The following is a 24,235-nucleotide window of genomic DNA, read 5'->3' as shown; positions in this document are numbered from 1 at the left end:
ATCGCGTGCTAATGGGCCACCAATTGGTTGGCCCGACGTTTTCGGGCACTCATTCGTAGTAAACAATTGAAACAGAACACCCTTCGCTGGTGGCTTATTACCCTATTGCTCGGTTTACTGGCCGGGCATGGTAGCTTCGCGCAAACGGATTCGTTGGCGCGGTCAGCAACCACTGTGTCTTTGTCGGCCGTAACCGTACGAGCCATTGCGCCCGAGCGGTTCTTAGCCGGTCAGAAACTTCAACGAATCGATTCGGCAACGTTGCTTCAATTTCGCTTTGGGTCATTGACGGATCTACTGTCGTTGAACACCCCTATAGCGTTTAAAAGCTATGGCCCTGGCCAACTGGCAACGGTGTCGTTTCGGGGAACATCGGCCAACCATACCGCCGTTCTTTGGAATGGCATCAACATTAACCAGCCAAATCTTGGTCAGACTGATTTCTCGACGCTGCCCGTAGCGGGTTTCGACCGATTAGCGGTTCAATATGGTTCGTCGGCCAGCGTTGTCGGGTCCGATGCGGTGGGCGGTAGCGTTTTGCTGGGAAGCAGTCCGGTTTGGCAGCCAGGTATACGCGTAACGTTTGGCCAGCAACTGGCTAGTTTTCAGAATAACCAGACCCAGTTGGGCGTGCAGTATAGTACGAGATTAGGAGCCGACTGGAACGTGTCGGGGAAGACGTTTGCCTACCGGAACCAGTTCAATAACGCGTATCCATCGGCTGAGCGCAAAAATTATTTCCTGGAACGATCGACAACCGCGCAACGGGGCCTCGTTCAGGATTTGTATTTTCTGCACAAAAGTGGTCGGCAAGTCTCCGTCAATGTCTGGCTGACGGATAATGATCTGATCCTGGCTCCGCAGGACACCATTGCCCGCGAACGCACGCGTACCCAATCGGCCCGATTTCTGACCACCTACGAGACCAACCACATAACCCTGCGTCTGGGCTGGACGCATGACATTCTGGACTATGCCAAAAGCAATTTCGCGTTGCCCAGTCACACCCAAACCGACCGGTTTATTGCTCGCGCCGAGCGGGAGTTCGTTTTAACACCCGCGAAAGCTAATCTATCGCTGAATCTTCGGGTAGGTGGCGAGTGGTCGCATTACCGAACCCAAACGGATGGCTACATAAACCCATTGATCGAAGAAGATCGGGGCGATTTATACGCCTTGCTCCGAATGCAGACCAGCCGGTGGCTGGTCTCGGCCACGGTACGGCAGGCTTTTGTTACGCGATTTAACCCACCCCTAACGCCCTCACTCGGTGCTGAATACCGGATTGTGCAGCGCCCAGGCTTTGGCTTAACGGCCAAGGGGGCCATCAGCCGGAGTTACCGGGTACCGACGCTCAACGAACGCTACTGGGCCGATCTAGGCAACCCCAACCTGATACCCGAAAGCGGACTGAATCTGGAAGCCGGGCTTGCTTCGACCTTTGTCTTTAATGAACGGCTCAATTTTACGGCCGAAGCCACGGTCTACCACAATCGGGTAGATAACTGGACCTACTGGAATCCAACGACCAATTACCATGTCGAGAATTTACAACTGGTTGTGGCGCGTGGGGGAGAGTTAACCACTTCGCTGGCGTATGTTCATAATGGCTGGCGAGCTGGCTTGCGACTGGGTTATGCCTTAACGCGTTCTTCGCAGGAGCGGGCCTATGATACGTATGCGGAGGACGTGATCGGGAAGCAACTAGTTTACGTGCCGATTCATACCGGAACGCTCAATGCCTATGTGCAGCGTGGCCAGACACGGCTGTCGGTACAAACACAAGCCAGCTCGCGCCGGTACATCACCTTCGACAACAGCCAGTTTTTTAAGGGCGTTACTTTAACGAACATACTCCTCGAAACGACAACTAAACTTGGGCCTGTGCCCGTTCGGGTGCAGGGACAGGTGAATAACGTATTCGATGCGCTGTCATTCAGTATAAAGCGAAACGCGTTGCCCGGGCGCAACTGGGCACTCAATGTAATTATCAATTTTCCATCTAATAAATCATGAAGTATCAAGTAACAAAAGGCATTGCACTGAGCCTGCTGGCCTTAAGCGTCTGGAACTGTAAAACGACTGATCCCGAGCCAACACCTTATGAATCAGGTGTATATATACTGAATGCTGGTAATTTTTTTAGCAACAACGGGACTATTTCCTTTTTGCCACGTACGGGCAACACGGTTGCTACCAACATTTTACAGACCGCCAATCCGTCTCTTTTGCCGAGTGGTGGCGTTCAGGGCTATACGGAAGTAAATGGGAAAGGCCTGATTTTGATCGATAATAGTTCTGCTGCTCAGGATAAGGTTGAAATTGTCGAAGCTGGTACCTTCAAGTCGCGCGCTACGCTGAAAACCCCCGATATTGAAAACCCGCGTCAGGTTATTGCCGCTGGCCCAAACAAGGCTTATGTGAGTTGCTGGGACGTTTCTGGCTCCGGTAATAACTTCTACAAAGATCCTGGCTACATTGCCGTTATTGATCTGAACACAGGTACACTGGTTAAGAAGATTCCGGCCGTTAAAGCGGTTGAAAAAATGGTTGTCGTTGGCTCAGAAGTATTCGTAGGGAGCAACACCTACAGCGGTGACCAAACATTGCTGGTTATCGATCTGAATACCGATACCGAAAAACAACGCGTTGCCTTTGGGTCAACGCCCGAGCCTATTGCGCTGGATGCAAACGGCAAACTGTGGCTACAGGCCGGTAAAGACCTGGTTCAAATGAACCCATCGGATCGGTCAGTTGCCAAACGACTGACGTTTGCTTCTACGCCTGGCTCGGTTACGATCAGTCCTGACAAACGAGCCTTCTATTATACCTTGAGTGGAAAAACATACCGTCTGCCCATTGAAGCAACGGCGTCTGCATCGGCCAACCAGGTTATCGCTCGTTCATTCAGCGCGTTAGGCGTTGACCCACAAACAGGACGTCTGTACGGAAGTCAATCTCCGCTCCTGTACACACAGGCTGGTTACGTACTGCGTTATGAGTCTACCGGCACGCTGGTCGATTCGGTAAAGGCTGAAATTGCGCCTTCAGGATTTTACTTCCGATGAGCCGGCAGCGGGCCATCATGAACTGGAGCGGGGGCAAAGATTCAGCCCTCGCCCTGTATCATAGCCTTCGGTCGGGTCGGTGGGATGTACGGACGTTGTTGACGAGTGTCAACGATGCCTATGGCCGGGTAAGCATGCACGGCGTTCGAACCGAGTCGATGGTGGCCCAGGCCGATCGGTTGGGCATTCCACTGCGGTTGCTCCGGTTGGCAGGTAATGTCTCCATGGAAGCGTACGACGCTCAGATGCAGAAGGAACTGCTGGACCTGACGCAGCAGGGAAATACTCATTCCATCTTTGGCGATATTTTTTTGGAAGACCTGCGTGCCTATCGGGAAACGCAGTTGCAGCGGGTCAACCTGTTAGGCGAGTTTCCACTCTGGCAGCGAAACACCACCGAGCTGGTTCACGAATTTGTCGATCTGGGTTTTCGAGCCGTGCTCGTTTGCGTAAATGAAAAGCAGTTGAGCGCCGAATTCATTGGGCGGGAACTCGATCTGGCTTTGCTGAAAGACTTGCCCAAAACGGTCGATCCTTGTGGCGAAAATGGCGAGTATCATTCCTTTGTGTATGATGGCCCAATTTTCTCCAGCCCCGTCTCTTTCACAAAAGGCGAAATCGTTCACCGAACCTATACTCGTTCTGACGGCACCGACACGCATACCGACCAGACCGATACCCGTTGGGACACGGGTTTCTGGTACCAGGACTTGCTCCTGAACGAGTAAAGCCAGCTTAAGTAAAAATACCCTAAACGTATAAAGGCGTACCGCGGTCATACCCCGTAGTACGCCTTTCTATGTTTGATTAAACTCGACCAAAAGCTTCGTATTGTGACTTTATTTTCATATTATTAAAGGAAATTTTACCACCGGGGCCTTCTGAAGCCCAAATAGTATTCATCACTTTATGAAACGTAGAGAAGCCATTCAACAAGCGGCCTTACTAATGGGCGGGATACTGTCGGCACCGACCCTGGCAGGCGCCATGGGCCGTGTGACCAACATGGGCCCGAGCGTTGCCGTCTCGCCCGACCAGGAAGCCCTGCTGGCTGAGGTTGCCGATGTCATCATTCCCACTACCACCACGCCGGGTGCCAAAGCGGCAGGTGCTGAAAAGTTCATAGTTCGGGTCATGCGCGATTGCTACCCGAAAGCTGATCAGGAGAAATTCTACGCGGGTCTGGCTAAGCTTGACACTGATAGTAAAACCAAATTCAGCAAGGGGTTTGCGGCTCTTGACACGGCCCAGAAAAATGAAATGGTCAAGCTGACCATGACGGAAGACAAACCGTTCTTCCTGCGCATGAAAGAGCTAACGACGACTGGCTACTTTACCTCCGAAATTGGTGCTACCAAAGCACTCGAATACCTGCCTGTCCCTGGTCAATTCAATGGCTGTATGCCCCTCAAACCTGGTCAGAAGGCATGGGCATTGTAACAAACCTGTGTCCTTCAATAATCTTTACCCCACAAGATAATGTATCTCAATATTGATTCTATAAAAGACCAGACTTACGATGCCATAGTGATCGGGTCGGGCATATCTGGCGGCTGGGCATCAAAAGAGCTAACCGAAAAAGGACTACGGGTGCTGATGCTTGAAAAAGGCCACCAGCTCGAACACGTCACCGACTACGAGTATGCCATGAAAGATCCCTGGCAAACCAAGTATAACGGTCGGCTTACGGAGGCCCAGAAAGAATCGCACCCCAAACTGGCCCGCGATTACCCGTATAATGAGATGACCCAGAATTACTGGATGAACGATTCGGATTCGCTTTATAAAGAAGTGAAACGGTTCGACTGGTACCGGCCAAATATCGTGGGCGGAAAATCCATTATGTGGGGGCGGCAATCGTATCGGTTGAGTGATATCGATTTCGGAGCCAATGAGCGAGATGGTATTGCGGTCGATTGGCCAATTCGGTATAAAGACGTTGCGCCCTGGTATAGTTATGTCGAGAAGTTCGTCGGCATTTCGGGAGAGAAACTGAACTTGCCCCAACTGCCCGACAGCGAATTCCTGCCACCCATGGAGATGTATTGCGTGGAAAAGGAAGTTCGTAAGCGGATTGAAAAGAATTTCCCCGGCCGCACGATGACCATTGGTCGGGTCGCTAACCTCTCCAAAGCGGGTCAGGCCCAATTGGGTGTGGGACGTGCGCCGTGCCAGTACCGCAACAAATGCTCGTTGGGTTGCCCATACGGCGCCTATTTCAGTACCCAATCCTGTACGCTTCCTCCGGCAGCCAAAACAGGCCGGTTGACGCTCCGGCCCGATTCGGTCGTTACGGAAGTTCTGTATGACGAAAACAAGAAAAAGGCCACGGGTGTCCGGATCGTTGATGCCGTAACCATGCAGCCTAAAGAGTATTACGCCAGCATCATTTTCGTTTGTGGCAGTACGCTGGGGTCGACATCGGTGCTGCTGAACTCAAAATCGAACCGTTTCCCCAATGGAATGGGTAATGATTCGGGCGAGTTGGGCCACAATCTGATGGATCACCACTTCCGTATCGGTGCCTCGGGTGATTGGGAAGGTGATCTGGATAAATATTACATCGGTCGTCGGGCAAACGGCATTTATGTTCCCCGCTACCGGAACATTGGTTCCGATAAGCGCGATTACATCCGCGGATTCGGGTACCAGGGTGGCGGCAGTCGGCAGGGCTGGCAGCGCAACGTTGCCGAAATGAGCTTTGGAGCCGATTATAAAGAGGAACTCACCAAACCCGGCCCATGGACAATGGGCTTAGGCGGTTTCGGGGAGACCCTTCCGTATCACGAGAACCGGATGTACCTCGACAAGAATGAAAAGGACAAATGGGGCATGCCGCTCGCCGTATTCGACGCTGAGTTGAAAGAAAATGAGAAGAAAATGCGGATCGATATGATGAACGATGCGAAGGAAATGCTTGAGTCGGCCGGGGTCAAGAACGTGAAAGCGTATGACCGGGGCTCGTATCTGGGCATGGCCATCCACGAAATGGGAACCGCTCGCATGGGCCGTGACCCTAAAACATCAGTTGTGAACGCTAACAACCAGCTCCACGCGGTTAAGAATGTGTTCGTAACCGACGGCTCGTGTATGACGTCGGCCTCCTGCGTAAATCCATCGTTAACGTATATGGCGTTGACCGCTCGTGCGGCAGACTTTGCCGTAAAGGAAATGAAGCGGAAAAGTATTTAAAGAGTGATGATAAAAAATCCCCCGCCGTACTGATTCGTCAGGATGGCGGGGGATTTTTAATGTATTTTCCGGATTAAATATGGCTCAGGCGCACGGCTCGATAAGCTACTTAGTAACTTTTGAAAGATCCTCCCCATTTATGCAATAGCTAATTCCAACGGGTAGTAGGTATAACAGACTCTTGGAGTAGTGAAAATAACCTTGACCATCCATCAAATGAGATCGTATATCCAATTCATTGCCTTTACTAGCTTGATGGCTTTAGGATGTAAAAATGAGTCGATACCCAAAGGGACGCCTGAATGCATTACCGATCTGATCAATCAGATCAAGAGCCAGGATAAGTGGGAGCCGCCAGCCAAAGTTTATCGCTATTCGTACAAGGGGCAAGTGGTTTACTTCATTCCGCAACGGTGTTGTGATATCCCCAGCATCTTACTTGACGAACAATGCAATACCGTTTGTTCTCCAGACGGTGGTATTAGTGGCAGGGGCGACGGAAAATGTGCTGACTTTTTCGCTTCCAGAACAGAAGAAAAACTGATTTGGGAAGACTCCCGGAAATAGGCTTCCGCCGTCTCAAGTAAATCTTAGATAATCTCAGGCCTCACTGACACGCCCTTATAAGGTCCATGCTTTAGTTTTGACACGTCTACTCAGTGTCTAACTTTTATAATTATGGACGATCAAACAACCCTTAGCCAGCTTTATCAGGATTTTAATGACCGAAATGTTGGCGCCATTTTACCTCTTTTGCATATGGACGTGACCTGGCCCAATGGGTGGGAAGGAGGTTACGTACACGGGCATGATGAAGTACGGGTGTATTGGCTCCGCCAATGGCAGGAGATCGACCCTACCGTAGTCCCGATCTCGTTTCACGTAAGACCCGGAGGAGAAATTGCCGTAGACGTTCATCAAGTCATTAAAGACTTAACTGGTCAGGTTCTGAGCGATGGTCAGGTAACCCATGTATACACCTTTGAGGACGGGAAAGTAAGAGCAATGATTATTGAACAGAAATAGAATACCTCTCTTTGCTTATTCTATATTCCTGGCGGTTATTAACTTTTACAACTGCCACATTAGCGTTAAACGCTTCAGGATAAAGTACAAAGGCCACATGACCGTCTGGTTTGGTAACTCCTGTACTTTATCCTGAAAGCCTACCTGTTAACAGCTCCTATAAAGGCCATACTTGGCTACATCGCTGTTGGCCTTGATTGACGTTAAAACAGTCGGCCCACAAAAATCAATAATACAGCACCGCCAACGGCAATCAGTAAGTTCATAAACAAGCCATCGTTCTCAGGATCGTTGCCAAGCTTGCGGGCAACAAAACCTCCGACAAAGCCACCCACGATGCCGAGAATGATGTTGATAAGAGCCGAATTATGGCTATCCATCAGCCGACTCGCAATGTAACCGGCAATGCCCCCAACTAAAATAGAATACAAAAAGCCCATGGTCTGACTGGTTAGAGAGTTAGTAATGTTACAGTGCAATGCTACACAAAAGATTGGCAATTGTACTATAGAGGGAATAATTGCGAAAAGAAAATGACTGTAAATGGGTATAAATCACCTACAATGTTATTTAACAGGGTAGGCATTTACTGTATCAGTTACTCGCTAACTCGCTCCTTTTTGAGCTGACTATATGACTCATTTCTTATCATCCAAACGCTCGGCTCTCACACGCCGAACAATCGCTCTATCAGCCGCCGGCCTGGTAATCGGCGGAGTTTTTGTCGGGGCTTATCAGAATCGAAACCTGAACGGGGCTTCCAATCAGTATCTGACAGGCCTGTTTGCTCAACTTACCGACGACGACAAGCACGATCCAAAGTATGCGGTAGGTAGTTTGAACGTAGCGCCGGGTCTGGAGGCAACCTTGTTTGCCGCTGAGCCAATGCTGTCTAATCCAACTGACATCGATGTGGATGCCCGTGGCCGGGTTTGGGTTTGTGAAGCGTATAACTACCGGCCTGCCATCAATGGCAACCCAACCCGCAAGGAAGGCGACCGTATTGTGATTCTGGAAGATCAGAATGGCGATGGAAAAGCGGACGTGTCGAAGGTCTTCTATCAGGGACCTGATATCGAGTCACCGCTCGGAATTTGGGTGCAGGGTAATAAAGTGATCGTGTCGGACAGCCCGAACGTTTGGGTCTTTACCGACGAAAACGGCGATGATAAAGCCGACAAAAAAGAACTGCTCTTTACGGGTATCGGCGGGGAGCAGCATGATCATGGTATGCACACGTTTGTCTTCGGGCCCGATGGTAAGTGGTATTTCAACTTCGGTAACGAAGGCGGACAACTGAAGGATAAAGACGGCAAACCAATCGTCGACATAGTCACCGGTAAAACGATCGATAAACAGAATTTCAAGATGGGTATGGTCTTTCGCTGCGATCCCGATGGGAAAAATGTGGAGGTGCTAGGCCAAAATTTCCGGAACAACTACGAAATAGCTGTCGATTCCTATGGCACGATGTGGCAGTCGGATAACGACGACGATGGCAACAAGAGCGTCCGGATCAACTATGTCATGGAGTATGGTAACTACGGCTACACCGACGAAATGACGGGCGCGGGCTGGCAGGCTAACCGGGAGAATATTGAGCCCGAAACACCCCGGCGCCACTGGCACCTAAATGATCCTGGGGTCGTACCTAATCTGCTGCAAACCGGGGCTGGTTCGCCAACGGGCATGATCGTATATGAAGGGAATCTGCTGCCGGAAGTGTTCCGGAATCAGATGATCCATTGCGATGCAGGCCCGAATGTGGTTCGGTCGTATCCGGTGCAAAAAGATGGCGCGGGCTATAAAGCCGAGATCGTCAACGTACTGGAAGGGGCTCGTGATCAGTGGTTCCGGCCCGCCGATGTGTGTGTGGCACCGGATGGCTCACTCATTATTGCTGACTGGTATGACCCCGGCGTGGGCGGCCACCAGGCGGGCGACCAGAGCCGGGGGCGCGTGTATCGGGTAGCCCCACCGAATTCGCCTTACAAAATGCCCAAGGTAGATCTGACAACGACCGAGGGCGCTATCGACGCCCTGCAAAGTCCTAATATGTCTATCCGTTATGCTGGCTGGCAGAAACTGTCCGGCATGGGAAAAAAGGCGGAGAAGGAATTGGCGAAACTTTACAAAACATCCACTAATCCCCGAATGCAGGCGCGTGCGCTCTGGCTGTTGAGTAAATTAGATAAAGGGCCGAAATACATCGAAACGGCCCTGAAAAGTGATAATTCTGATCTGCGCATCACCGCACTCCGTGCCGCCCGCGAGCTCAAATCAGACATTATTCCCTACGTAAAACAACTCGTCAACGACCCCGATCCGCAGGTGCGCCGGGAGTGTGCGATTGCACTACGCCGGAGCCAAAGCACGGAGGCTCCGGCCTTATGGGCGCAGCTGGCCAGTCAATACGATGGCAAAGACCGCTGGTATCTGGAAGCGCTGGGTATTGGCGCTGATACCAATTGGGATACGTATTACACTGCCTGGGTGAAACAGATGAACAACGACCCGCTGGCCAACGCGGGTGGTCGCGACATTGTGTGGCGTGCCCGCACGAAGGAGTCGGTGCCGATGCTGGCGAAGTTGGCGGGTGATCCGGCTGTCGATATCAACCAACGCTTGCGCTATTTCCGGGCGTTCGATTTTAATCCGGGTGCTACCGAAAAATCCAGTGCCCTATTGGGTATTTTACAGGCAAACAGTGGCTCCACGGAGGTAACTAAACTGGCTCTTCGTCACCTGGATCCTGCTTTCGTTAAAAATTCACCTGTGGCCACAAATGCCCTGAACAAACTCATGACCGACGTTTATGGAACCGCCGAATACGTTGAACTGGTCACGCGTTTTGAACCCGTATCCGAAAATGCGCATCTGGCCAAGCTGGCGGTTCAAAAACCATTGGAGGGCATAGGTCGTGATGCGGCCCGGCAATTGCTTAAGCAACAGGGCAGCCCCATGATTTGGGACGTACTCAATGGCAACGATCCGGAAGCAGCCGCCAACATGCTGGTCGCTTTGCGTCGGGTAGGTAACAAAGAGTCGATCGATATGTTGAAAACGGTGGCGCTGGACGAAAAACGGTCTGTTGCCTTACGCAAAGAAGCGACCCGGTCGTTGGGCGGTAGTTCAGAAGGGGCCGATATGGTTGTGGCCCTGCTCAAATCCGGCGACATCAAAGGCGATTATAAAAAAGCGGCTGTGCAGGGCGTGAGCAACGACTGGCGTAAAAATATTCGTCAGCAGGCCGCTAATTTCCTGGATGGCGGGCAAAGTGCCGAAGGGAAAAAATTACCGGCAATCAATGAATTGCTGGCTATGAATGGCGACGCTGCCCGCGGGGTTTCTGTTTTCAAGAACAACTGTAGCATCTGTCACCAGGTCAATGGCGAGGGGATGGACTTCGGGCCAAAGCTATCAGAAATCGGGTCAAAATTGCCCAAAGAAGGGCAGTATCTAGCTATCTTACATCCAGATGCGGGTATCAGCTTCGGCTACGAGGGCTGGGAAGTGAAATTTAAAGATGGAAGTGCTATGACCGGCATTGTATCCAGCAAAACCGAAACCGACCTGCAAATGAAGTTTCCGGGTGGAGTCATGCAGAATTTCAAAATGTCGGATGTCGTTTCGATGAAACAGTTGGACGCTTCCATGATGCCATCGGGTATACAGGAAGCCATGAGCACGCAGGAATTAGTGGATTTAGTGGATTATTTATCAAGTTTAAAAAAGAAATAGAAGCGGGATTTGTGTGATTTTTCTGATTGACTAGGACATTTGCTTTCAGCGAAAGCTTTATTTTGAATCATAGCCAGTCAGAAAAATCACACAAATTCCGGTTCATACAATCTCACATATGCAACGACGCAATTTCGTAAAATCAACAGTTGGTGCGGCTGGTTTAAGCCTGGCGGGTGCTGCCGTAACCGGCGAATCAGTAGCGGGCAGCGGGCAGTCGCAGCCGAATTCAATGGCCAAAAATACGTTCAAACTCAAATACGCCCCGCATTTTGGCATGTTTGAAAACAGCGCTGGTAAAGACCTTATCGATCAGCTCAAGTTTATGGCCGATATGGGTTTCACGGCTTTGGAAGACAATGGGATGATGGCGCGCGATCCGGCTATGCAGACTAAAATAGGGGAGGAAATGGCTCGCCTGGGGATGACCATGGGTGTATTCGTTCTTGAAAAAGGCGGTAACTCGCAGAATACCCTGGCAGCCGGGAAGCAGGAATACATTGATATTTTTCTGAACGGATGCCGCAAGGCCGTTGAAACCGCCAAGCGTTGCAATACCAAATTTACAACGGTTGTTCCGGGTGATTTTGAGCGGAACCTGCCTATCGGTATTCAAACGGGTAATGTCATTGACGCCCTGCGCCGTGGGGCCGACATTCTGGCACCGGCGGGCCTAACGATGGTACTCGAACCCCTGAGCGATTCTCCCAATCTGTTTTTGCGCACATCCGACCAAACCTACGAGATCTGCCGCGCCGTGAACAGCCCTTCGTGCAAGATTCTGTTCGACATTTATCACATGCAGAAGAACGAGGGACATATTATCCCCCATATCGATTGGTGCTGGAGTGAAATTGGCTATTTTCAGATTGGCGATAATCCCGGTCGTAATGAGCCAACGACGGGTGAAATCAACTACAAGAATATATTCAAGTACGTTTATCTGAAGCAAAAAGCCGCGGGTAAAGAGTTCATCTTCGGAATGGAGCACGGCAAATCGCAGAAGGGGAAAGAAGGGGAAGTTGCGCTCATCAAAGCCTACGTCGATTCCGATAGCTTTACGGTATAAAACGCAGTAGGATAAAACTATAAATGGGTGATTAAGCTTGTCGACAAGCCTGATCACCCATTTGTAGTTTTAATTTCTTGCTTAGAGAACAACCACTGAGTTCTCTTCAAATGAAACTCCGCTTGGAACGTATTTGTCAGCAGCCGTATCATTTGTCCATGTCGTACCATCCAAAACGTACCGGAACTGGTATTCGCCACCAACGGGCAATTCAACCGTAGTTTTGTAGGAACCATCTTTCTGTTTTTTCAGGGCCTGGGCATCCCAGCCATTGAATTCACCGGCCAGAGCGACCGTTTTAGCACCATTGACGGCTTCGGCCGACAATTCAAACGTTACTTTCGCAAGGGGCTTGCTTTTGAGGAATTGTTTGGCAACTGCCATAGGGGTTCACTGTTTGGTTTTCAATACAAAGTTATAATACAAAATCAGTAATATAATAGTTATCAGTAGGTTAAGCTTCGATATTCTTTATATAGTAATAATTAATATATCTTGTTTTATAATTGTTCGTCTAAAAAACGTACTATTTTATCTGTTATAGTTAAGTTAATCTATCAATTTGTTGGCAACAGATCGAACCGCCGTAAGCCGCTCTGAAAAAGGTCCGCTAACGAATGTATAAGAAAGCCTGCGCAGATCAAGCTCATTCCGAAACCGAGCCAGCATGTCAGCCCGTTGGTGTCCAAAATCACGCAATCCGTCGCTTACCCAGGGGACATCGATATCCAGCAGGACATAGGCGTCATATTGTATCTGACGCTCCAATTCGTATAGAATGGGTGGAACTTCCTGAAAATAGATAGCTGAATAAATCTGGGTCGTAAGCAGGTCCGTATCGCAAAATAGAATTCGGTTGGCCTGCTGCTCGGCAGCCTGGACGGCCTGTGTTTGCGCCCGGCCGATGTCAATTATATCACTAAGCGAAAAATCATTGGACGTGATCATTGTACGAGCCATCTCGGGTACAAAAGCAGTTTCGTATTCAGCGGCCAACTGGCGGGCTATTGTTGTTTTGCCAACGCTTTCGGGGCCGTACAAGCATAGTTTCCGGACGAAATACGGGCGAACAGGAGCCGGAATATAATCCCAGTAGCGGGCTGGATGTTGCCGGATGTTGGTAGCCGATACCGGAATTCTCCGGCGGGGTGGATCGAATGAAACGTGCCGTAAACCCGAATGATGCGCTAATGGGATCGCGTACTCTTCGGATGAAAAAAAGACACTTACTTCTGGAAAACGCCGTTTGATGAAAGCCGCCCACAATTTAGTGGCTTCCCAGAGCGGGAGCGTCGGGTCGTGAAAGTCGCCGGATTCGGCTACAACGTCGATGGTAGGATAGGAAGCCAATAAATCGGTTAGCCAGCGAAGTCGAAGGTCAGCCGGGATAGGATCATCCGGTGTAACCGTCATGGAGACTATGAGCCGGTCGCACTGCCTCCTGGCAAACTCAATCAACGCCAAATGCCCTTTATGAACCGGCATGAATTTGCCAAAAACCAAACCTGTGGTCATGCTTGTTTAATCTACACTTGAAAGCCTGACGAAAAAGCTAACGTACTGCTTATCTCCTAACGAAAATATACTCGCTCGTACCAAACGGATTCAGCGTTAGTCGACTCTCAGAGTTTGATACTACCTGTACCAATCGGCCATTTAATGACGACATGCATACCGCTATAATTCGTACCTTACTTCCTTCGATTTTGTAACTGCCACCGCCACAACCCAGAAAGCTATAATCGACAGGCTTCGTGTTTTCATAAAACTCGTTGAACTTGCCAGTATTATCGAAACTAACAAATACACCTTTATCAGAAGGCACATTGACGGTTGTACAAGTTGAATCACTTGTCGGTTTGCAGTAAGTGGTTAACTGCCAGACACCTACAAGCTCATTAGAATAGAGCATAGCATCCGGCTTTGAACACGATAGGATTGTTATTATTGAGGAAAGGAGTAGTATGTGTTTCATTATAAATATTTGTAATGATCTCAAAGCTAGACCCTTAGGGATCCTTATCGGTTGTAAGACAGTAGAGAATTAATCCCACCAAGTTAATTTACGACTTCTCGGACTACATATGACCGGTATTCCCGTGTCCAGTGCCAGGCTCCCTGAAAAGCAATCAGGCAAAAAATGGCGTACTCGACCCCAACCAGTTTTACGCCTTTGGTGAAATACATGAAGGTGCTGATGATGTCGACAAGCAGCCAGATCCACCAGCATTCGAGCTTTTTGTGAATCATCATAAATGTGCCGATAATACTCATTACGGTCGTGAACGAGTCGAGGTAAGGGAAAGCGCTGGGCTGACTGAATAGTACGGGAAACCAGATGTGCAGATTTTGGGCGAATGTGCCCAGAACCCCGGTAGCCACCAGCCCTCCGAGCAAAACCAGAACCAGCGGTCGTCCTATGAGCCGGGTAATACGGAGCTCATTATGCTGATCGGCCTCCTGGGCCTTAGGATGGGTCCAGCGCCACCAGCCTTGCAGGTTCGTGATGAAAAAGAAGACCTGCAGAAACATATCGGGGTAGAGCTGAATCTGAAAGAACAAAAAGAAAAACAGCAGGACGCTGGCGGCCCCGATTGGCCAGCTCCAGACGTTGGCACGAGCCGCCAGCCAGGTAGCTATCGACCCGGATAAAACCCCGAAAAATTCGAGGTAACTCATGGGATAATCCCACAGCGTAAAAAGAATGGTATGAATATCGAAAAACTCGACCATGAGTAAAAAATACGGTGGGTGTCTTCTATTTTAATGGTACGAAAGTACGGATTAACCATTTATCTAACCCCTTACCTATGCAACGTATTGCTATGCTTGGGGGCGGCTTCATTGGCCGCTTCTATGCCGAATCCATTCATGGCCAGCGCAGCCGGGATAAAGTTGTGGCCATTTATGCCCGTCGGGAAGAAACCGCCCAAAAATTTGCAACAGACTATGGCTGTGATTTTGCGTCGACCAACATGGAAGAGGTCATTGCGCATCCCGATGTGGACATGGTTTGTATTGCGCTTCCCAACAACATTCACGAAACGGCGGTCAACCTGTGCGCTAAACACAAGAAATCGGTGGTCTGTACGAAACCCCTTGGCCGTACGGCCGATGAAGCGTTACGGATGATGCAGACGGCTGAAGAAGCGGGCATTTTTGCCGGTTATCTGGAAGACTTATGCTACACCCCCAAGTTTCTGAAAGCGCTCGATAGTGTTAAAAACGGCGCCCTTGGCCGAATTCTCTGGGCCAAATCCCGCGAGACGCATCCGGGACCGCACTCCGACTGGTTCTGGGACAAAGAGCAGGCAGGGGGCGGCTGTATGCTCGATCTGGGTTGTCACTGTGTCGAAATAGCCCGAAATTTTATTGGTAAGGATGTAAAGCCGGTAGAGGTCATGTGCTGGGCCGCTACGCAGGTAAAACCCATCGATGCCGAAGACCATGCCATTGCGCTGGTGAAATACGAAAACGGCGCCATCGGGCAGTTTGAAGTAAGCTGGGCCTTCCGGGGCGGCATGGATCTCCGCGACGAAGTGATGGGGACCGAAGGCACTATCTGGATCAACAACTTCCTGCGAACGGGTTTCGAAATGTTCACGACGGGAAAAGGGGCCGATTACGTGGCCGAAAAAGCCGAATCTAACACGGGTTGGCTCTTTCCGGTTGGCGACGAGGTGAATGACCTGGGCTACAATCACATGTTTACCGACATGTTCAAATCGCAGGAGGAAGGCCGCGAACCCGCCGAGACATTCTATGATGGCTATGTCGTGAATGCTGTTCTCGACGCGGCCTATAAATCAGCGGAAACGAAGCAGTGGGAAAAAGTAAACTTACCCGTCTGGCGCGGACAGGAGGGGCTCAAGCCCGAATCCACGCTCGTCGAGTACGATGCTGATCACTACCTGATCAAACAGGAAATGACACACGATGGCCGGAACAAAGTGATCCTGAAGGAGAAGGCCAGCGGCAAGATTATTGAGCGGGATCTGGTATGATTTGGCGGTTTCGCCAACGTTGACCGGAAGCGCTCGATCCGTTAGCGAGCTATTGCTCATCAGTGGTCAAATTCGTTTCTTGCACGCTAAAATTTACCGATACGCTTATGTGGCTGGAGTCTAAAAAAATTGTTGTGGTTGGTGGCACAACCGGCATGGGCCTATCGGCTGCGCAGGCGTTTGTACGTGAGGGCGCACAGGTCGTCGTGGTGGGCCGTAACCCCGAAAGCTGTGCCGTAGCCGAAAGGCAGCTTGATGGCAACGGGCTGGCTATGTCCGGCGATGCATCCGATCCGCAGACGGCTCCCAAAGCTATTGCCTTGTGTCAGCAGATTTTCGGGGGTTTCGACGGACTCTTTCATGTGGCGGGCGGCAGTGGACGCCGTTTTGGCGATGGTCCCCTTCATGACCTTACGCTTGAGGGCTGGAATTACACAGTCAACCTGAACTTAACGTCCCTGATGCTCTCGAACCAGGCCGCCGTGCGGGCGTTCCGGGCGCAGGGTGGCGGTGGCGTCATTCTCAATATGGGTTCAGTACTGGGTTCCAGCCCATCGCCAACGTATTTTGCTACTCATGCTTACGCAGCCATGAAGTCGGCGGTAATTGGCTTTACCAAGTCGGTGGCGGCTTATTACGCCAACGATAATATTCGAGTCAACGTATTGGCACCCGCCCTGGTCGAAACCCCTATGGCGCAGCGAGCCACCCAGGATGAGCATATTGTCGCGTTCACGAAAACCAAGCAGCCGCTCGATGGCGGTCGCATTGGCCTGCCTTCTGACCTGGATGGTGCCGCCGTTTATTTTATGTCCGATTATTCGGCCTTCACCACGGGCCAGGTGCTAACCGTAGATGGCGGCTGGAGCGTGAGCGAAGGACAACTATGATTTACGATGTACGATGTACAATTTACGACTGTGTAGGGGTCTCTACTACGAATGAATAACGTGGAACTGAAAAATCGGACGAAGCAGTTTGCACTATGTATTATAGCGTTAGTGGGAAAATTGCCAAACACTCCGGCAGGTCGAACTATGAGAAATCAATTAAATCGTAGTGGAACCGCTATTGGGGCTAATTACCGGGCTGCTTGTAGGGCAAAATCAACCGCTGACTTTATTGCTAAAATTGACAATGTTGAAGAGTCTGACGAATCGTGTTACTGGCTTGAATTGATTGGTGAAGCTCAACTGCTACCCTGTGAAGTAGTAGGGCCGGTATGGCGTGAGGCAAACGAGCTTACTGCTATCTTCACAAAACAAGTATTACACTAAAACAGAAGAATCCTAAATAGTGGCAAATTGTATGCCTTACTAGTCAGACTGTTAGGTAAGAATCGTAAGCGGTAGCAACTCGTAATTCGTAACTCGTATATCGTAAATCAACACATGACCGCAATTGGCATTGACCTGGGGGGAACTTGGATTAAGGGCGTACTGATGGGCATCGAGACGGGCGATGTCCTGAAACAACTCTATCACCCGACTACCGGCGAGAAAGACTGGACGCAGGCGGTTGCCGAAACCGTTGCTGATTTGCGAAGGCAGTCGCCTGGATCGGTAGAGGCCATTGGGCTGTCGGCTCCTGGTTTGCCAAATAGCACCAATCAATGTATTGCCTTCATGCCAGGTCGGTTAAGCGGCCTCGAGGGGTTTCATTGGGGAAATTTTCTGAACGATACTGTCCATATTGTCAACGATGCGCATGCTGCCCTATTGGCCGAAAGTCGGTTTGGGGTGGCTAAGGGTCATCGTAACGTCGTTATGCTAACTCTTGGAACGGGCGTTGGGGGCGGGATACTGATTGACGGAAAGCTGTATCAGGGTAATTTCCAGAAAGCCGGCCATATGGGTCACGTAACCGTTGATGCCAATGGGGATCGGGATATAACTAGTATGCCTGGGAGTCTGGAAGATGCCATTGGGAATGCAACGATTGCCAAACGATCTTTGGGGCGGTTCACATCGACTTATGAACTGCTCGAAGCGTATAAAAAGGGTGATTATTTCGCGCAGTGGCTTTGGCTTTCGTCGGTTCGGAAACTGGCCGTTGGCATCAGTTCATTCGTAAATTGCTTCTCGCCTGATCTGGTCGTACTGGGTGGTGGCATCACACAGGCGGAAGAGGATCTGCTCTTGCCACTGGCGGAATTTATGAGTCTTTACGAGTGGCGTCCGGGCGGCCAATCGACACCAATCAAAATAGCTCGGTTTGGCGATATGGCGGGGGCCATTGGGGCCGCGAGTTTCGCTATAGAACAAGCGTATGCAACTAAGATGGATTGATTATCCAACTAATCCGAATGGTTACACTAGTTTAATTAGTTAGCTTTATTTCTTTAATCTGTGTTCCTGCCAGCCGATGGTAACTAATTACATTCAAAAATGCCGCCAGATTCTCGATACGGTGGAAGCACAAACAGCCCAGATTCAGGAAGCTGCCCGTTGGTTTGCCGATACGATTCTGGCCGGGCGTATGGTTCACGTATTTGGATCAGGTCATAGCCGGATCATGGTCGAAGAAATGTGGCCGCGTTATGGCTCATTTCCAGGATTCAACCCCATTGTCGAGTTGTCACTTACGTTTCATAACCTCGTTGTAGGCGCCAATGGACAACGGCAGGCCATGTTTCTCGAGAACGTACCGGGTCTGGCAGATCGCATTCTCCGGAATTACGACTTATCCGATCAGGATTCGGCCCTCGTCATTTCGTCATCCGGTTGCAATGTCGTACCGATTGAAATGGCTGAGTTGTTTCAGCAACAGGGCGTAAAGGTTGTCGCGTTGCTGACAAAAGAGCATTCGGAGCAGAGTACCAGCAAACGGGCCGATGGGAAGAAATTAAGCGATTTCGCCAACCTGATTCTGGATACGGGCGCCCCCGTTGGCGATGCCATGCTTACCGTACCCGGCCTCGATACACCCGTGGCACCGGGCAGTACTGTGGGTGGAGCCGTGATCGTAAACTGTATTAAAGCCGAGGTGGCCCGGTTGCTGACCGAAGCGGGTCATCCTCCTAAAGTACTTAGCGCGGGTGTAGTCGTTGGGGCAGAGCGAGCCGTTGACTTATTCGAGTCGGCTTACGATGAGCACGCACACCGGCTGGCCCGGCTCTACGCGCATGTCGGTATCCCAAGTTATGTGAGCCAGACAAACCGTTAATGGGCCATGATTGAAACGCCACGTCTGACCATTATCCCCCTCACGCTCGATCAGCTTCATCTTCATATTGCCAATAAGTATGAGCTGGAGCAAACCCTGGGCTTACAGAAAGGGTATCGGCAAGCCGTGGAGCCGGTGCGGAGTATTATCGTTTATTTTACGATACCCCGTTTGCAGGACCCTTCGCTGGATCCGCTTTTCCACACGATGTGGCTGGCCATCGATCGTCAGAAAAAACAGTTTGTGGCCGAAGCTAAATTCAAGGGTGAGCCCGACGAAACGGGAACCATTGAGATTGGGTACGGAACGTATCCAGGTCTGCATCGGCAAGGGTACATGACGGAGATGGTTGGCGGAATGGTGAACTGGGCTCGTCAGCAACCCGGCGTCCGTCGGGTGGTAGCTGATACCGAAGCGGAAAATGTAGCTTCCCAAAAAGTGTTGGAAAAGAATGGATTTCGCTTATTCGATCAGATAGAAAACATGCTGTGGTGGGAAATTAGTATATAAAGATCCCAACACCCTTTTTGACAACAAACCCCTACAGCCTTGCAGCCCGTTCCCATCAAAACCACCGTTGTCGGCTCGATGCCCTTTCCCGGATGGCTCGAATTTTCCAGCCAGAACCTTTCGCAATTCGGACCGGCCGATATCAACGAAATGATTGAAGATGCCGTTGTCGCATCGGTTCATGACCAGGTTTCGACGGGCTTGGATGTAATTACGGATGGGGAACAAACCCGTTTTGACTTCAACCTGTCCTTCTACGGCTACATTAACGGGATTCAGAATAACGAAACCGAATTGCGCCGGTTTGGTCCACCCGCACACGATCAGCGCGGTAAGCATAACATCGTCGAACCACTAACGGCCCCGAAAGGACTGGGTGTTGTTGAGGAATACCTCCGCCTGAAACGGCTTGCTCCCGAAGGACAAGGCCTGAAAGTGTCCATTCCCGGCCCCTATACGCTTAGTGGGCGGCTGCTGCCCGGCCATTTGTACGAAGATCGTTGGGCCGTGACGGAGGCTTTACTTCCTTTGGTAAATAAAGAAATTGCCGATTTAGTCGCTTTGGGCGTGCCGGAAATCTGCGTCGATGAGCCGTCAATGTCGTGTTATGCATATCGGGAAGACACCAGGCGTTTTGTCGATATCTTCAACCGAACGGTGGCGCCGGGCGTTGGCAAAACCCGCCTTTCTATGCATCTCTGTTTCGGAAATTACAAAGGTCGGTCGGTGGGTAAAAAATCCATTGCACCCATGCTTCCCGACTTTCTGGACATGACAGTTGATGAACTTCATTCCGAAATGACCATTCTCAACTTTTCTGAAGTGAACTTATTGGCCCGGTTCGCTGAAAAATTCGATGTGGCGGTAGGTGTCATCGACGTAAAAAGCTATTACATCGAAACGCCGGAAGATGTGGCCGAACGCATTCGTAAATGCCTGTCCTACGTTCCTGCTGAGAAACTGGCCGTTGCGCCCGATTGTGGCCTGAGCCAAACGGCCCGCTGGGCCACCAAACAAAAACTAACCAACATGGTGGCCGGGGCTAAGATTGTTCGTGGTGAACTCTAAACCGGGTTTTACTTAATTTAACGGATTCTTCTGGTTTAAGCCCCGAGAAATTAAGTTACTATTGAACGATCTCGCGGTTTAAATCAGAAGAATCCGCTAAATCAAGCAAATCCTGGTTCAGACGGTCTGATAACGCACAACGCTCTTTTGTCAATTTGCCAATGTTTTCCTTTACCAGCATCCGTGTTTTGGCGTTGTCGAAATGTTCACTGTAAGATGCCCGAAGCTCTTTGCGTTTCATGGCTTCCAGAAAACGCCGGACATCGTCGGGCGCTTCGAGCAGGAGGGGAGGTACTTCGGTCGGCTGGTCGGTATCGTCTTTCGCCACCATCGTGAAATACGAGGTGTTTGTGTGCTTGACCGTTCCTGTTTTCACGTTCTCGGCAATGACTTTGATTCCTACCACCAGTGAGGTTCGACCAACATAATTGACCGAGGCCAATAAAGATACTAACTCGCCTACATCGACCGGCTGCCGGAAGTTAACCCCATCGACCGATACCGTTACGCAATACTGACCCGCATGCTTTGCGGAACACGCATAGGCAACTTTATCCATCAGCGACAGCAATATACCGCCGTGCACGCGGCCTCCAAAGTTGGCATAAGACGGAATCATCAATTCGGTAAGTGTCGTGCGCGAATGGCTAACGGGTTTAGCTGTCATAACCGGGATTTATAGGAGTTGACTGATGGACTATGATTTTATCTTACAGCGCAATCTAACAATCTGCCTAATGCATTGGGCTTTGGGTAAATAAAAAAAGCCGCTAGTAAGCGGCTCTTCAAAATCAGAAAAATCATCTTTATCTCGTAAATCCTACCGGACCTTCGATGCAGTTTTAGACAGCAAAACTTTCTCCACAACCGCAGGTACGGGTTGCGTTAGGGTTTTTGAACTGGAAGCCTTTTCCATTCAGCCCGTCTGAAAAATCAAGTTCAGTACCCGCCAGATACAGTAAGCTCTTACGGTCTACCAGAATCTTAATGCCTTTATCTTCAACAAGATGGTCGGTTGGCTGCTGCGTGGCATCAAACTGAAGGTCATACATTAAGCCAGAACATCCACCGCCTTCTACAGCTACGCGGATGGCCGTATTTTCGGCAAGACCGTCTTTCTGACGGAGTTCAACAATCTTATTTTTGGCGATTTCTGAAACCGTAACCATAGTTGTAATCGAATCAATGTTGAGGCATATCAATGCTTTCTCTATAACTTTCGGCAAAACAGAAAAGTTCTTGTTGCATGTACCCGACCGCTTCTAGCTGTCGGTATATATATTATTAGCACCGACAGCTAGAAGCGGTCGGGTACAACATAACTATGTTAACCAACATCGAACACATCGGAATTGCCGTCCGCGATATGGCGGTATCCAATGACTTATTCGCCAAACTGTTGAATGTTCAACCCTATAAAGCCGAAACGGTTGCATCGGAAGGTGTAACAACGTCGTTCTTTAAGGTAAATCAAACGAAGATTGAACTGCTTGAAGCTACGAGCCCTGATAGCCCTATTGCAAAGTTTCTGGAGAAAAAAGGGGAAGGTATTCATCATATTGCCTTTGAAGTAGATGATATTCTTGCTGAAATTGACCGATTGAGAACCGAAGGATTTACCGTATTGAATGAGGTTCCCAAACGGGGAGCAGACAATAAATTGGTCTGCTTCCTGCATCCGAAGGGCACAAATGGGGTGCTGATTGAATTGTGCCAGGAGATAAAGGAGTACTAACGAATGAATAAACAGGAGAAAGGATTTTTAGTGGCCCTGCTGGCGCTGTTGACCGGTGTGGCTCATGCGCAACTACCGGGATATGCCGCCCGCTATACCCAGCTTGGCGTTGATGTGCTGCATTACGCGTTCTCGCTTACATTGAGCGATTCGACCAATCAGATTCAGGGCGAAACAGCCATACGATTTACCCGTGCCGATGACCGGCAAACGGTTTGGTTCGACCTGATCAGCCCCCGCGATTCGTCAGAAACCGGCATGCGTGTCCGCTCGGTGAGCTTACCCGACGGGAAAACGGTTCCGTTTAGTCAACGCAACGACCGGGTATTTATCAATCTGGCGGCTGCTCCCAACCAGCCTACCGAAGTCGTTGTCCGGTACGGCGGCACACCGGCACGGGGTCTGATTATTAGCCAGAATAAGTTTGGTGAACGTACTTTTTTCGGCGATAATTGGCCCAATAACGCCCGCAATTATCTGCCCGTCGTCGACCATCCTTCCGATAAAGCTACCTGTTCATTTGCGGTCACTGCTCCAGCGACTTATCGCATCATTGCCAATGGGAAACTGGTCAACGAAAGTGCTTTGCCGAACGGACGAAAGCTGACGCGCTGGCAGGAAAGTACGCCCATTCCAACCAAGGTAATGGTGATTGGCGCGGCAAAATTCGCCGTTGAAGAGGTCGGTTCCGTGAGTGGGGTACCCGTCCAAAGCTGGCTTTATCCCAGAGATAGCCAGAAGGGATTTGTCGATTACCGCCCGGCCAAGGAGATTTTGCAATATTTCATTAATAAGATCGGGCCGTATTCTTACGAAAAACTAGCCAATGTGGAGTCGACGACAATTTTTGGCGGAATGGAAAATGCCAGTTGCATCTTCTACAGCGAAAAAGTAATCGTTGGCAAGAAAGACTCCGACGTTGAAGCATTGCTGGCTCATGAAATAGCACACCAGTGGTTTGGTAACTCGGCTACCGAAGCCGACTGGTCGCAACTGTGGTTGAGTGAAGGATTCGCTACCTATTTTTCGGCGCTCTACCTCGAACATGCCTATGGCAAAGACACACTCAATGCCGTACTGAATCAAAACAAGAGCCAGATCTTTCGCTATGCGGCCTTAAAACCTAAAAGTACCATTGTCGATTCGACGTCGGCTAATTTGATGGACTTGCTGAATCCAAACTCGTACCAGAAGGGCGGTTGGGTTTTGCATATGCTGCGGCACGAACTTGGCGACGATGTGTTCTGGAAGGGCATACGTGCTTATTACGAGAAATTTCGGAACGCCAATGCCCAGAGCAGCGATTTGCAGACTGTCATGGAAACCGTTTCGGGTAAGAAATTAGGCTCCTTTTTTCAGCAATGGCTTCACCAGCCGGGCTATCCCGAAATTGTCTGGGGATCTAGTTACGATGCCGCCAAGAAAGCGTTGGTCATCGACGTTCGGCAGGCGCAGCGAACGGGCGCGCTGTTTGTTGTGCCGCTCACGTTCAGCATCCGGGGTGCCAATGGCCGCGAAACCAGCCGAACCGCCCGCCTGACCATGACTGAGCAAAACCAAACGTTTACTGTTCCCTTAGCCGCCAAGCCAGCCTCGGTCGTTATTGATCCGGATAATACAGTCCTGATGCGTTCGGTCGAAATGGGCAAGTAAATCG

At 50.2% G+C, this 24,235-nt stretch carries 25 protein-coding genes; 18 read left to right on the top strand and 7 right to left on the bottom strand.

Features of this window, described 5'->3' with window-relative positions; translation table 11 throughout:
- Positions 1 to 66: 66 nt before the first annotated feature.
- From ACYVAM_RS13425 to ACYVAM_RS13395, 7 genes are all read left to right on the top strand, one after another.
- Positions 67 to 2,016, top strand: coding sequence for a TonB-dependent receptor plug domain-containing protein (locus tag ACYVAM_RS13425; RefSeq protein ID WP_461067756.1), 1,950 nt, complete (start codon positions 67 to 69; stop codon positions 2,014 to 2,016).
- Positions 2,013 to 3,068, top strand: coding sequence for a YncE family protein (locus tag ACYVAM_RS13420; RefSeq protein ID WP_461067754.1), 1,056 nt, complete (start codon positions 2,013 to 2,015; stop codon positions 3,066 to 3,068). Before ACYVAM_RS13425 ends, ACYVAM_RS13420 begins: the two co-directional genes overlap by 4 nt.
- Entirely contained in the window at positions 3,065 to 3,796 is a 732-nt protein-coding gene (locus tag ACYVAM_RS13415) for a Dph6-related ATP pyrophosphatase (RefSeq protein WP_461067752.1), read from the top strand. The genes ACYVAM_RS13420 and ACYVAM_RS13415 overlap by 4 nt, the downstream gene beginning before the upstream one ends.
- Before the next feature lie 181 nt (positions 3,797 to 3,977).
- Entirely contained in the window at positions 3,978 to 4,508 is a 531-nt protein-coding gene (locus tag ACYVAM_RS13410) for a gluconate 2-dehydrogenase subunit 3 family protein (RefSeq protein ID WP_461067750.1), read from the top strand.
- Between the two features lie 39 nt (positions 4,509 to 4,547).
- Positions 4,548 to 6,260, top strand: coding sequence for a GMC oxidoreductase (locus ACYVAM_RS13405; protein ID WP_461067748.1), 1,713 nt, complete (start codon positions 4,548 to 4,550; stop codon positions 6,258 to 6,260).
- A 216-nt stretch (positions 6,261 to 6,476) separates the two neighbouring features.
- Positions 6,477 to 6,827 (top strand): DUF6970 domain-containing protein, encoded by a 351-nt coding sequence (locus ACYVAM_RS13400; RefSeq protein WP_461067746.1) that lies wholly within the window; start codon positions 6,477 to 6,479, stop codon positions 6,825 to 6,827.
- Positions 6,828 to 6,938: 111 nt separating this feature from the next.
- The gene (locus ACYVAM_RS13395; RefSeq protein ID WP_461067744.1) at positions 6,939 to 7,286 is read left to right on the top strand and encodes a nuclear transport factor 2 family protein; all 348 of its coding nucleotides are present in this window, start codon (positions 6,939 to 6,941) and stop codon (positions 7,284 to 7,286) included.
- Positions 7,287 to 7,489: 203 nt separating this feature from the next.
- On the opposite strand, the gene ACYVAM_RS13390 is transcribed toward ACYVAM_RS13395, so the two are convergent.
- Positions 7,490 to 7,726, bottom strand: coding sequence for a GlsB/YeaQ/YmgE family stress response membrane protein (locus ACYVAM_RS13390; RefSeq protein ID WP_461067742.1), 237 nt, complete (start codon positions 7,724 to 7,726; stop codon positions 7,490 to 7,492).
- Positions 7,727 to 7,919: 193 nt separating this feature from the next.
- Between ACYVAM_RS13390 and ACYVAM_RS13385 the strand changes: the two genes are divergently transcribed.
- A complete protein-coding gene (locus ACYVAM_RS13385) occupies positions 7,920 to 11,027 on the top strand; it encodes a PVC-type heme-binding CxxCH protein (protein WP_461067740.1) in 3,108 nt (1,035 codons plus the stop codon).
- A 118-nt stretch (positions 11,028 to 11,145) separates the two neighbouring features.
- Positions 11,146 to 12,096, top strand: coding sequence for a hydroxypyruvate isomerase family protein (locus ACYVAM_RS13380; RefSeq protein WP_461067738.1), 951 nt, complete (start codon positions 11,146 to 11,148; stop codon positions 12,094 to 12,096).
- Positions 12,097 to 12,177: 81 nt separating this feature from the next.
- On the opposite strand, the gene ACYVAM_RS13375 is transcribed toward ACYVAM_RS13380, so the two are convergent.
- The 4 genes from ACYVAM_RS13375 to pnuC all read right to left on the bottom strand — a co-directional run bounded on the left by ACYVAM_RS13375 (position 12,178) and on the right by pnuC (position 14,829).
- Positions 12,178 to 12,480, bottom strand: a complete 303-nt coding sequence (locus ACYVAM_RS13375; RefSeq protein WP_046577778.1) for an isoamylase early set domain-containing protein — start codon at positions 12,478 to 12,480, stop codon at positions 12,178 to 12,180.
- Positions 12,481 to 12,645: 165 nt separating this feature from the next.
- Entirely contained in the window at positions 12,646 to 13,611 is a 966-nt protein-coding gene (locus ACYVAM_RS13370; RefSeq protein WP_461067735.1) for an AAA family ATPase, read from the bottom strand.
- 49 nt (positions 13,612 to 13,660) lie between these two features.
- Complete coding sequence (locus ACYVAM_RS13365; protein ID WP_461067733.1) at positions 13,661 to 14,008, bottom strand: lipocalin family protein; 348 nt, start codon at positions 14,006 to 14,008, stop codon at positions 13,661 to 13,663.
- 146 nt (positions 14,009 to 14,154) lie between these two features.
- The gene (gene pnuC, locus ACYVAM_RS13360) at positions 14,155 to 14,829 is read right to left on the bottom strand and encodes a nicotinamide riboside transporter PnuC (RefSeq protein ID WP_461067731.1); all 675 of its coding nucleotides are present in this window, start codon (positions 14,827 to 14,829) and stop codon (positions 14,155 to 14,157) included.
- A gap of 77 nt (positions 14,830 to 14,906) precedes the next feature.
- On the opposite strand from pnuC, the gene ACYVAM_RS13355 reads away from it, so the two are divergent.
- From ACYVAM_RS13355 to ACYVAM_RS13325, 7 genes are all read left to right on the top strand, one after another.
- The gene (locus ACYVAM_RS13355; protein ID WP_461067729.1) at positions 14,907 to 16,100 is read left to right on the top strand and encodes a Gfo/Idh/MocA family protein; all 1,194 of its coding nucleotides are present in this window, start codon (positions 14,907 to 14,909) and stop codon (positions 16,098 to 16,100) included.
- A gap of 107 nt (positions 16,101 to 16,207) precedes the next feature.
- Positions 16,208 to 16,990, top strand: a complete 783-nt coding sequence (locus tag ACYVAM_RS13350; RefSeq protein ID WP_461067727.1) for an SDR family NAD(P)-dependent oxidoreductase — start codon at positions 16,208 to 16,210, stop codon at positions 16,988 to 16,990.
- A 51-nt stretch (positions 16,991 to 17,041) separates the two neighbouring features.
- Positions 17,042 to 17,377: a four helix bundle protein gene (locus ACYVAM_RS13345; RefSeq protein ID WP_461067725.1), complete on the top strand. Its 336-nt coding sequence runs from the start codon at positions 17,042 to 17,044 to the stop codon at positions 17,375 to 17,377.
- A 114-nt stretch (positions 17,378 to 17,491) separates the two neighbouring features.
- Positions 17,492 to 18,388 (top strand): ROK family protein, encoded by an 897-nt coding sequence (locus ACYVAM_RS13340; RefSeq protein ID WP_461067723.1) that lies wholly within the window; start codon positions 17,492 to 17,494, stop codon positions 18,386 to 18,388.
- Between the two features lie 76 nt (positions 18,389 to 18,464).
- A complete protein-coding gene (locus ACYVAM_RS13335) occupies positions 18,465 to 19,265 on the top strand; it encodes a sugar isomerase domain-containing protein (RefSeq protein WP_461067722.1) in 801 nt (266 codons plus the stop codon).
- A 6-nt stretch (positions 19,266 to 19,271) separates the two neighbouring features.
- Positions 19,272 to 19,775: a GNAT family N-acetyltransferase gene (locus ACYVAM_RS13330; protein ID WP_461067720.1), complete on the top strand. Its 504-nt coding sequence runs from the start codon at positions 19,272 to 19,274 to the stop codon at positions 19,773 to 19,775.
- Between the two features lie 39 nt (positions 19,776 to 19,814).
- A complete protein-coding gene (locus ACYVAM_RS13325; protein ID WP_461067718.1) occupies positions 19,815 to 20,843 on the top strand; it encodes a methionine synthase in 1,029 nt (342 codons plus the stop codon).
- 58 nt (positions 20,844 to 20,901) lie between these two features.
- On the opposite strand, the gene ACYVAM_RS13320 is transcribed toward ACYVAM_RS13325, so the two are convergent.
- Positions 20,902 to 21,510, bottom strand: a complete 609-nt coding sequence (locus ACYVAM_RS13320) for an acyl-CoA thioesterase (protein WP_461067716.1) — start codon at positions 21,508 to 21,510, stop codon at positions 20,902 to 20,904.
- Between the two features lie 175 nt (positions 21,511 to 21,685).
- The gene (locus ACYVAM_RS13315) at positions 21,686 to 22,012 is read right to left on the bottom strand and encodes a HesB/IscA family protein (protein ID WP_046577768.1); all 327 of its coding nucleotides are present in this window, start codon (positions 22,010 to 22,012) and stop codon (positions 21,686 to 21,688) included.
- 155 nt (positions 22,013 to 22,167) lie between these two features.
- On the opposite strand from ACYVAM_RS13315, the gene mce reads away from it, so the two are divergent.
- A complete protein-coding gene (gene mce, locus ACYVAM_RS13310) occupies positions 22,168 to 22,578 on the top strand; it encodes a methylmalonyl-CoA epimerase (RefSeq protein WP_461067714.1) in 411 nt (136 codons plus the stop codon).
- Positions 22,579 to 22,581: 3 nt separating this feature from the next.
- Positions 22,582 to 24,231, top strand: coding sequence for a M1 family metallopeptidase (locus ACYVAM_RS13305; protein WP_461067712.1), 1,650 nt, complete (start codon positions 22,582 to 22,584; stop codon positions 24,229 to 24,231).
- Positions 24,232 to 24,235: the final 4 nt, after the last annotated feature.

The sequence above is a fragment of the Spirosoma horti genome (assembly GCF_054776595.1).
Note: the sequence above shows the minus strand (reverse complement) of the source record. Positions and strands in the feature narration are given on the sequence as shown.

What these genes read in the sequence shown, in the direction of transcription:
- ACYVAM_RS13365 (WP_461067733.1), bottom strand. Translation starts at nt 14,008, where the DNA reads ATGCTCTATTCTAATGAGCTTGTAGGTGTCTGGCAGTTAACCACTTAC.
- ACYVAM_RS13330 (WP_461067720.1), top strand. Translation starts at nt 19,272, where the DNA reads ATGATTGAAACGCCACGTCTGACCATTATCCCCCTCACGCTCGATCAG.
- pnuC (WP_461067731.1), bottom strand. Translation starts at nt 14,829, where the DNA reads ATGGTCGAGTTTTTCGATATTCATACCATTCTTTTTACGCTGTGGGAT.
- ACYVAM_RS13385 (WP_461067740.1), top strand. Translation starts at nt 7,920, where the DNA reads ATGACTCATTTCTTATCATCCAAACGCTCGGCTCTCACACGCCGAACA.
- ACYVAM_RS13305 (WP_461067712.1), top strand. Translation starts at nt 22,582, where the DNA reads ATGAATAAACAGGAGAAAGGATTTTTAGTGGCCCTGCTGGCGCTGTTG.
- ACYVAM_RS13315 (WP_046577768.1), bottom strand. Translation starts at nt 22,012, where the DNA reads ATGGTTACGGTTTCAGAAATCGCCAAAAATAAGATTGTTGAACTCCGT.
- ACYVAM_RS13320 (WP_461067716.1), bottom strand. Translation starts at nt 21,510, where the DNA reads ATGACAGCTAAACCCGTTAGCCATTCGCGCACGACACTTACCGAATTG.
- mce (WP_461067714.1), top strand. Translation starts at nt 22,168, where the DNA reads ATGTTAACCAACATCGAACACATCGGAATTGCCGTCCGCGATATGGCG.
- ACYVAM_RS13380 (WP_461067738.1), top strand. Translation starts at nt 11,146, where the DNA reads ATGCAACGACGCAATTTCGTAAAATCAACAGTTGGTGCGGCTGGTTTA.
- ACYVAM_RS13420 (WP_461067754.1), top strand. Translation starts at nt 2,013, where the DNA reads ATGAAGTATCAAGTAACAAAAGGCATTGCACTGAGCCTGCTGGCCTTA.
- ACYVAM_RS13390 (WP_461067742.1), bottom strand. Translation starts at nt 7,726, where the DNA reads ATGGGCTTTTTGTATTCTATTTTAGTTGGGGGCATTGCCGGTTACATT.
- ACYVAM_RS13395 (WP_461067744.1), top strand. Translation starts at nt 6,939, where the DNA reads ATGGACGATCAAACAACCCTTAGCCAGCTTTATCAGGATTTTAATGAC.
- ACYVAM_RS13335 (WP_461067722.1), top strand. Translation starts at nt 18,465, where the DNA reads ATGGTAACTAATTACATTCAAAAATGCCGCCAGATTCTCGATACGGTG.
- ACYVAM_RS13340 (WP_461067723.1), top strand. Translation starts at nt 17,492, where the DNA reads ATGACCGCAATTGGCATTGACCTGGGGGGAACTTGGATTAAGGGCGTA.
- ACYVAM_RS13350 (WP_461067727.1), top strand. Translation starts at nt 16,208, where the DNA reads ATGTGGCTGGAGTCTAAAAAAATTGTTGTGGTTGGTGGCACAACCGGC.
- ACYVAM_RS13375 (WP_046577778.1), bottom strand. Translation starts at nt 12,480, where the DNA reads ATGGCAGTTGCCAAACAATTCCTCAAAAGCAAGCCCCTTGCGAAAGTA.
- ACYVAM_RS13410 (WP_461067750.1), top strand. Translation starts at nt 3,978, where the DNA reads ATGAAACGTAGAGAAGCCATTCAACAAGCGGCCTTACTAATGGGCGGG.
- ACYVAM_RS13345 (WP_461067725.1), top strand. Translation starts at nt 17,042, where the DNA reads ATGAATAACGTGGAACTGAAAAATCGGACGAAGCAGTTTGCACTATGT.
- ACYVAM_RS13415 (WP_461067752.1), top strand. Translation starts at nt 3,065, where the DNA reads ATGAGCCGGCAGCGGGCCATCATGAACTGGAGCGGGGGCAAAGATTCA.
- ACYVAM_RS13355 (WP_461067729.1), top strand. Translation starts at nt 14,907, where the DNA reads ATGCAACGTATTGCTATGCTTGGGGGCGGCTTCATTGGCCGCTTCTAT.
- ACYVAM_RS13405 (WP_461067748.1), top strand. Translation starts at nt 4,548, where the DNA reads ATGTATCTCAATATTGATTCTATAAAAGACCAGACTTACGATGCCATA.
- ACYVAM_RS13400 (WP_461067746.1), top strand. Translation starts at nt 6,477, where the DNA reads ATGAGATCGTATATCCAATTCATTGCCTTTACTAGCTTGATGGCTTTA.
- ACYVAM_RS13370 (WP_461067735.1), bottom strand. Translation starts at nt 13,611, where the DNA reads ATGACCACAGGTTTGGTTTTTGGCAAATTCATGCCGGTTCATAAAGGG.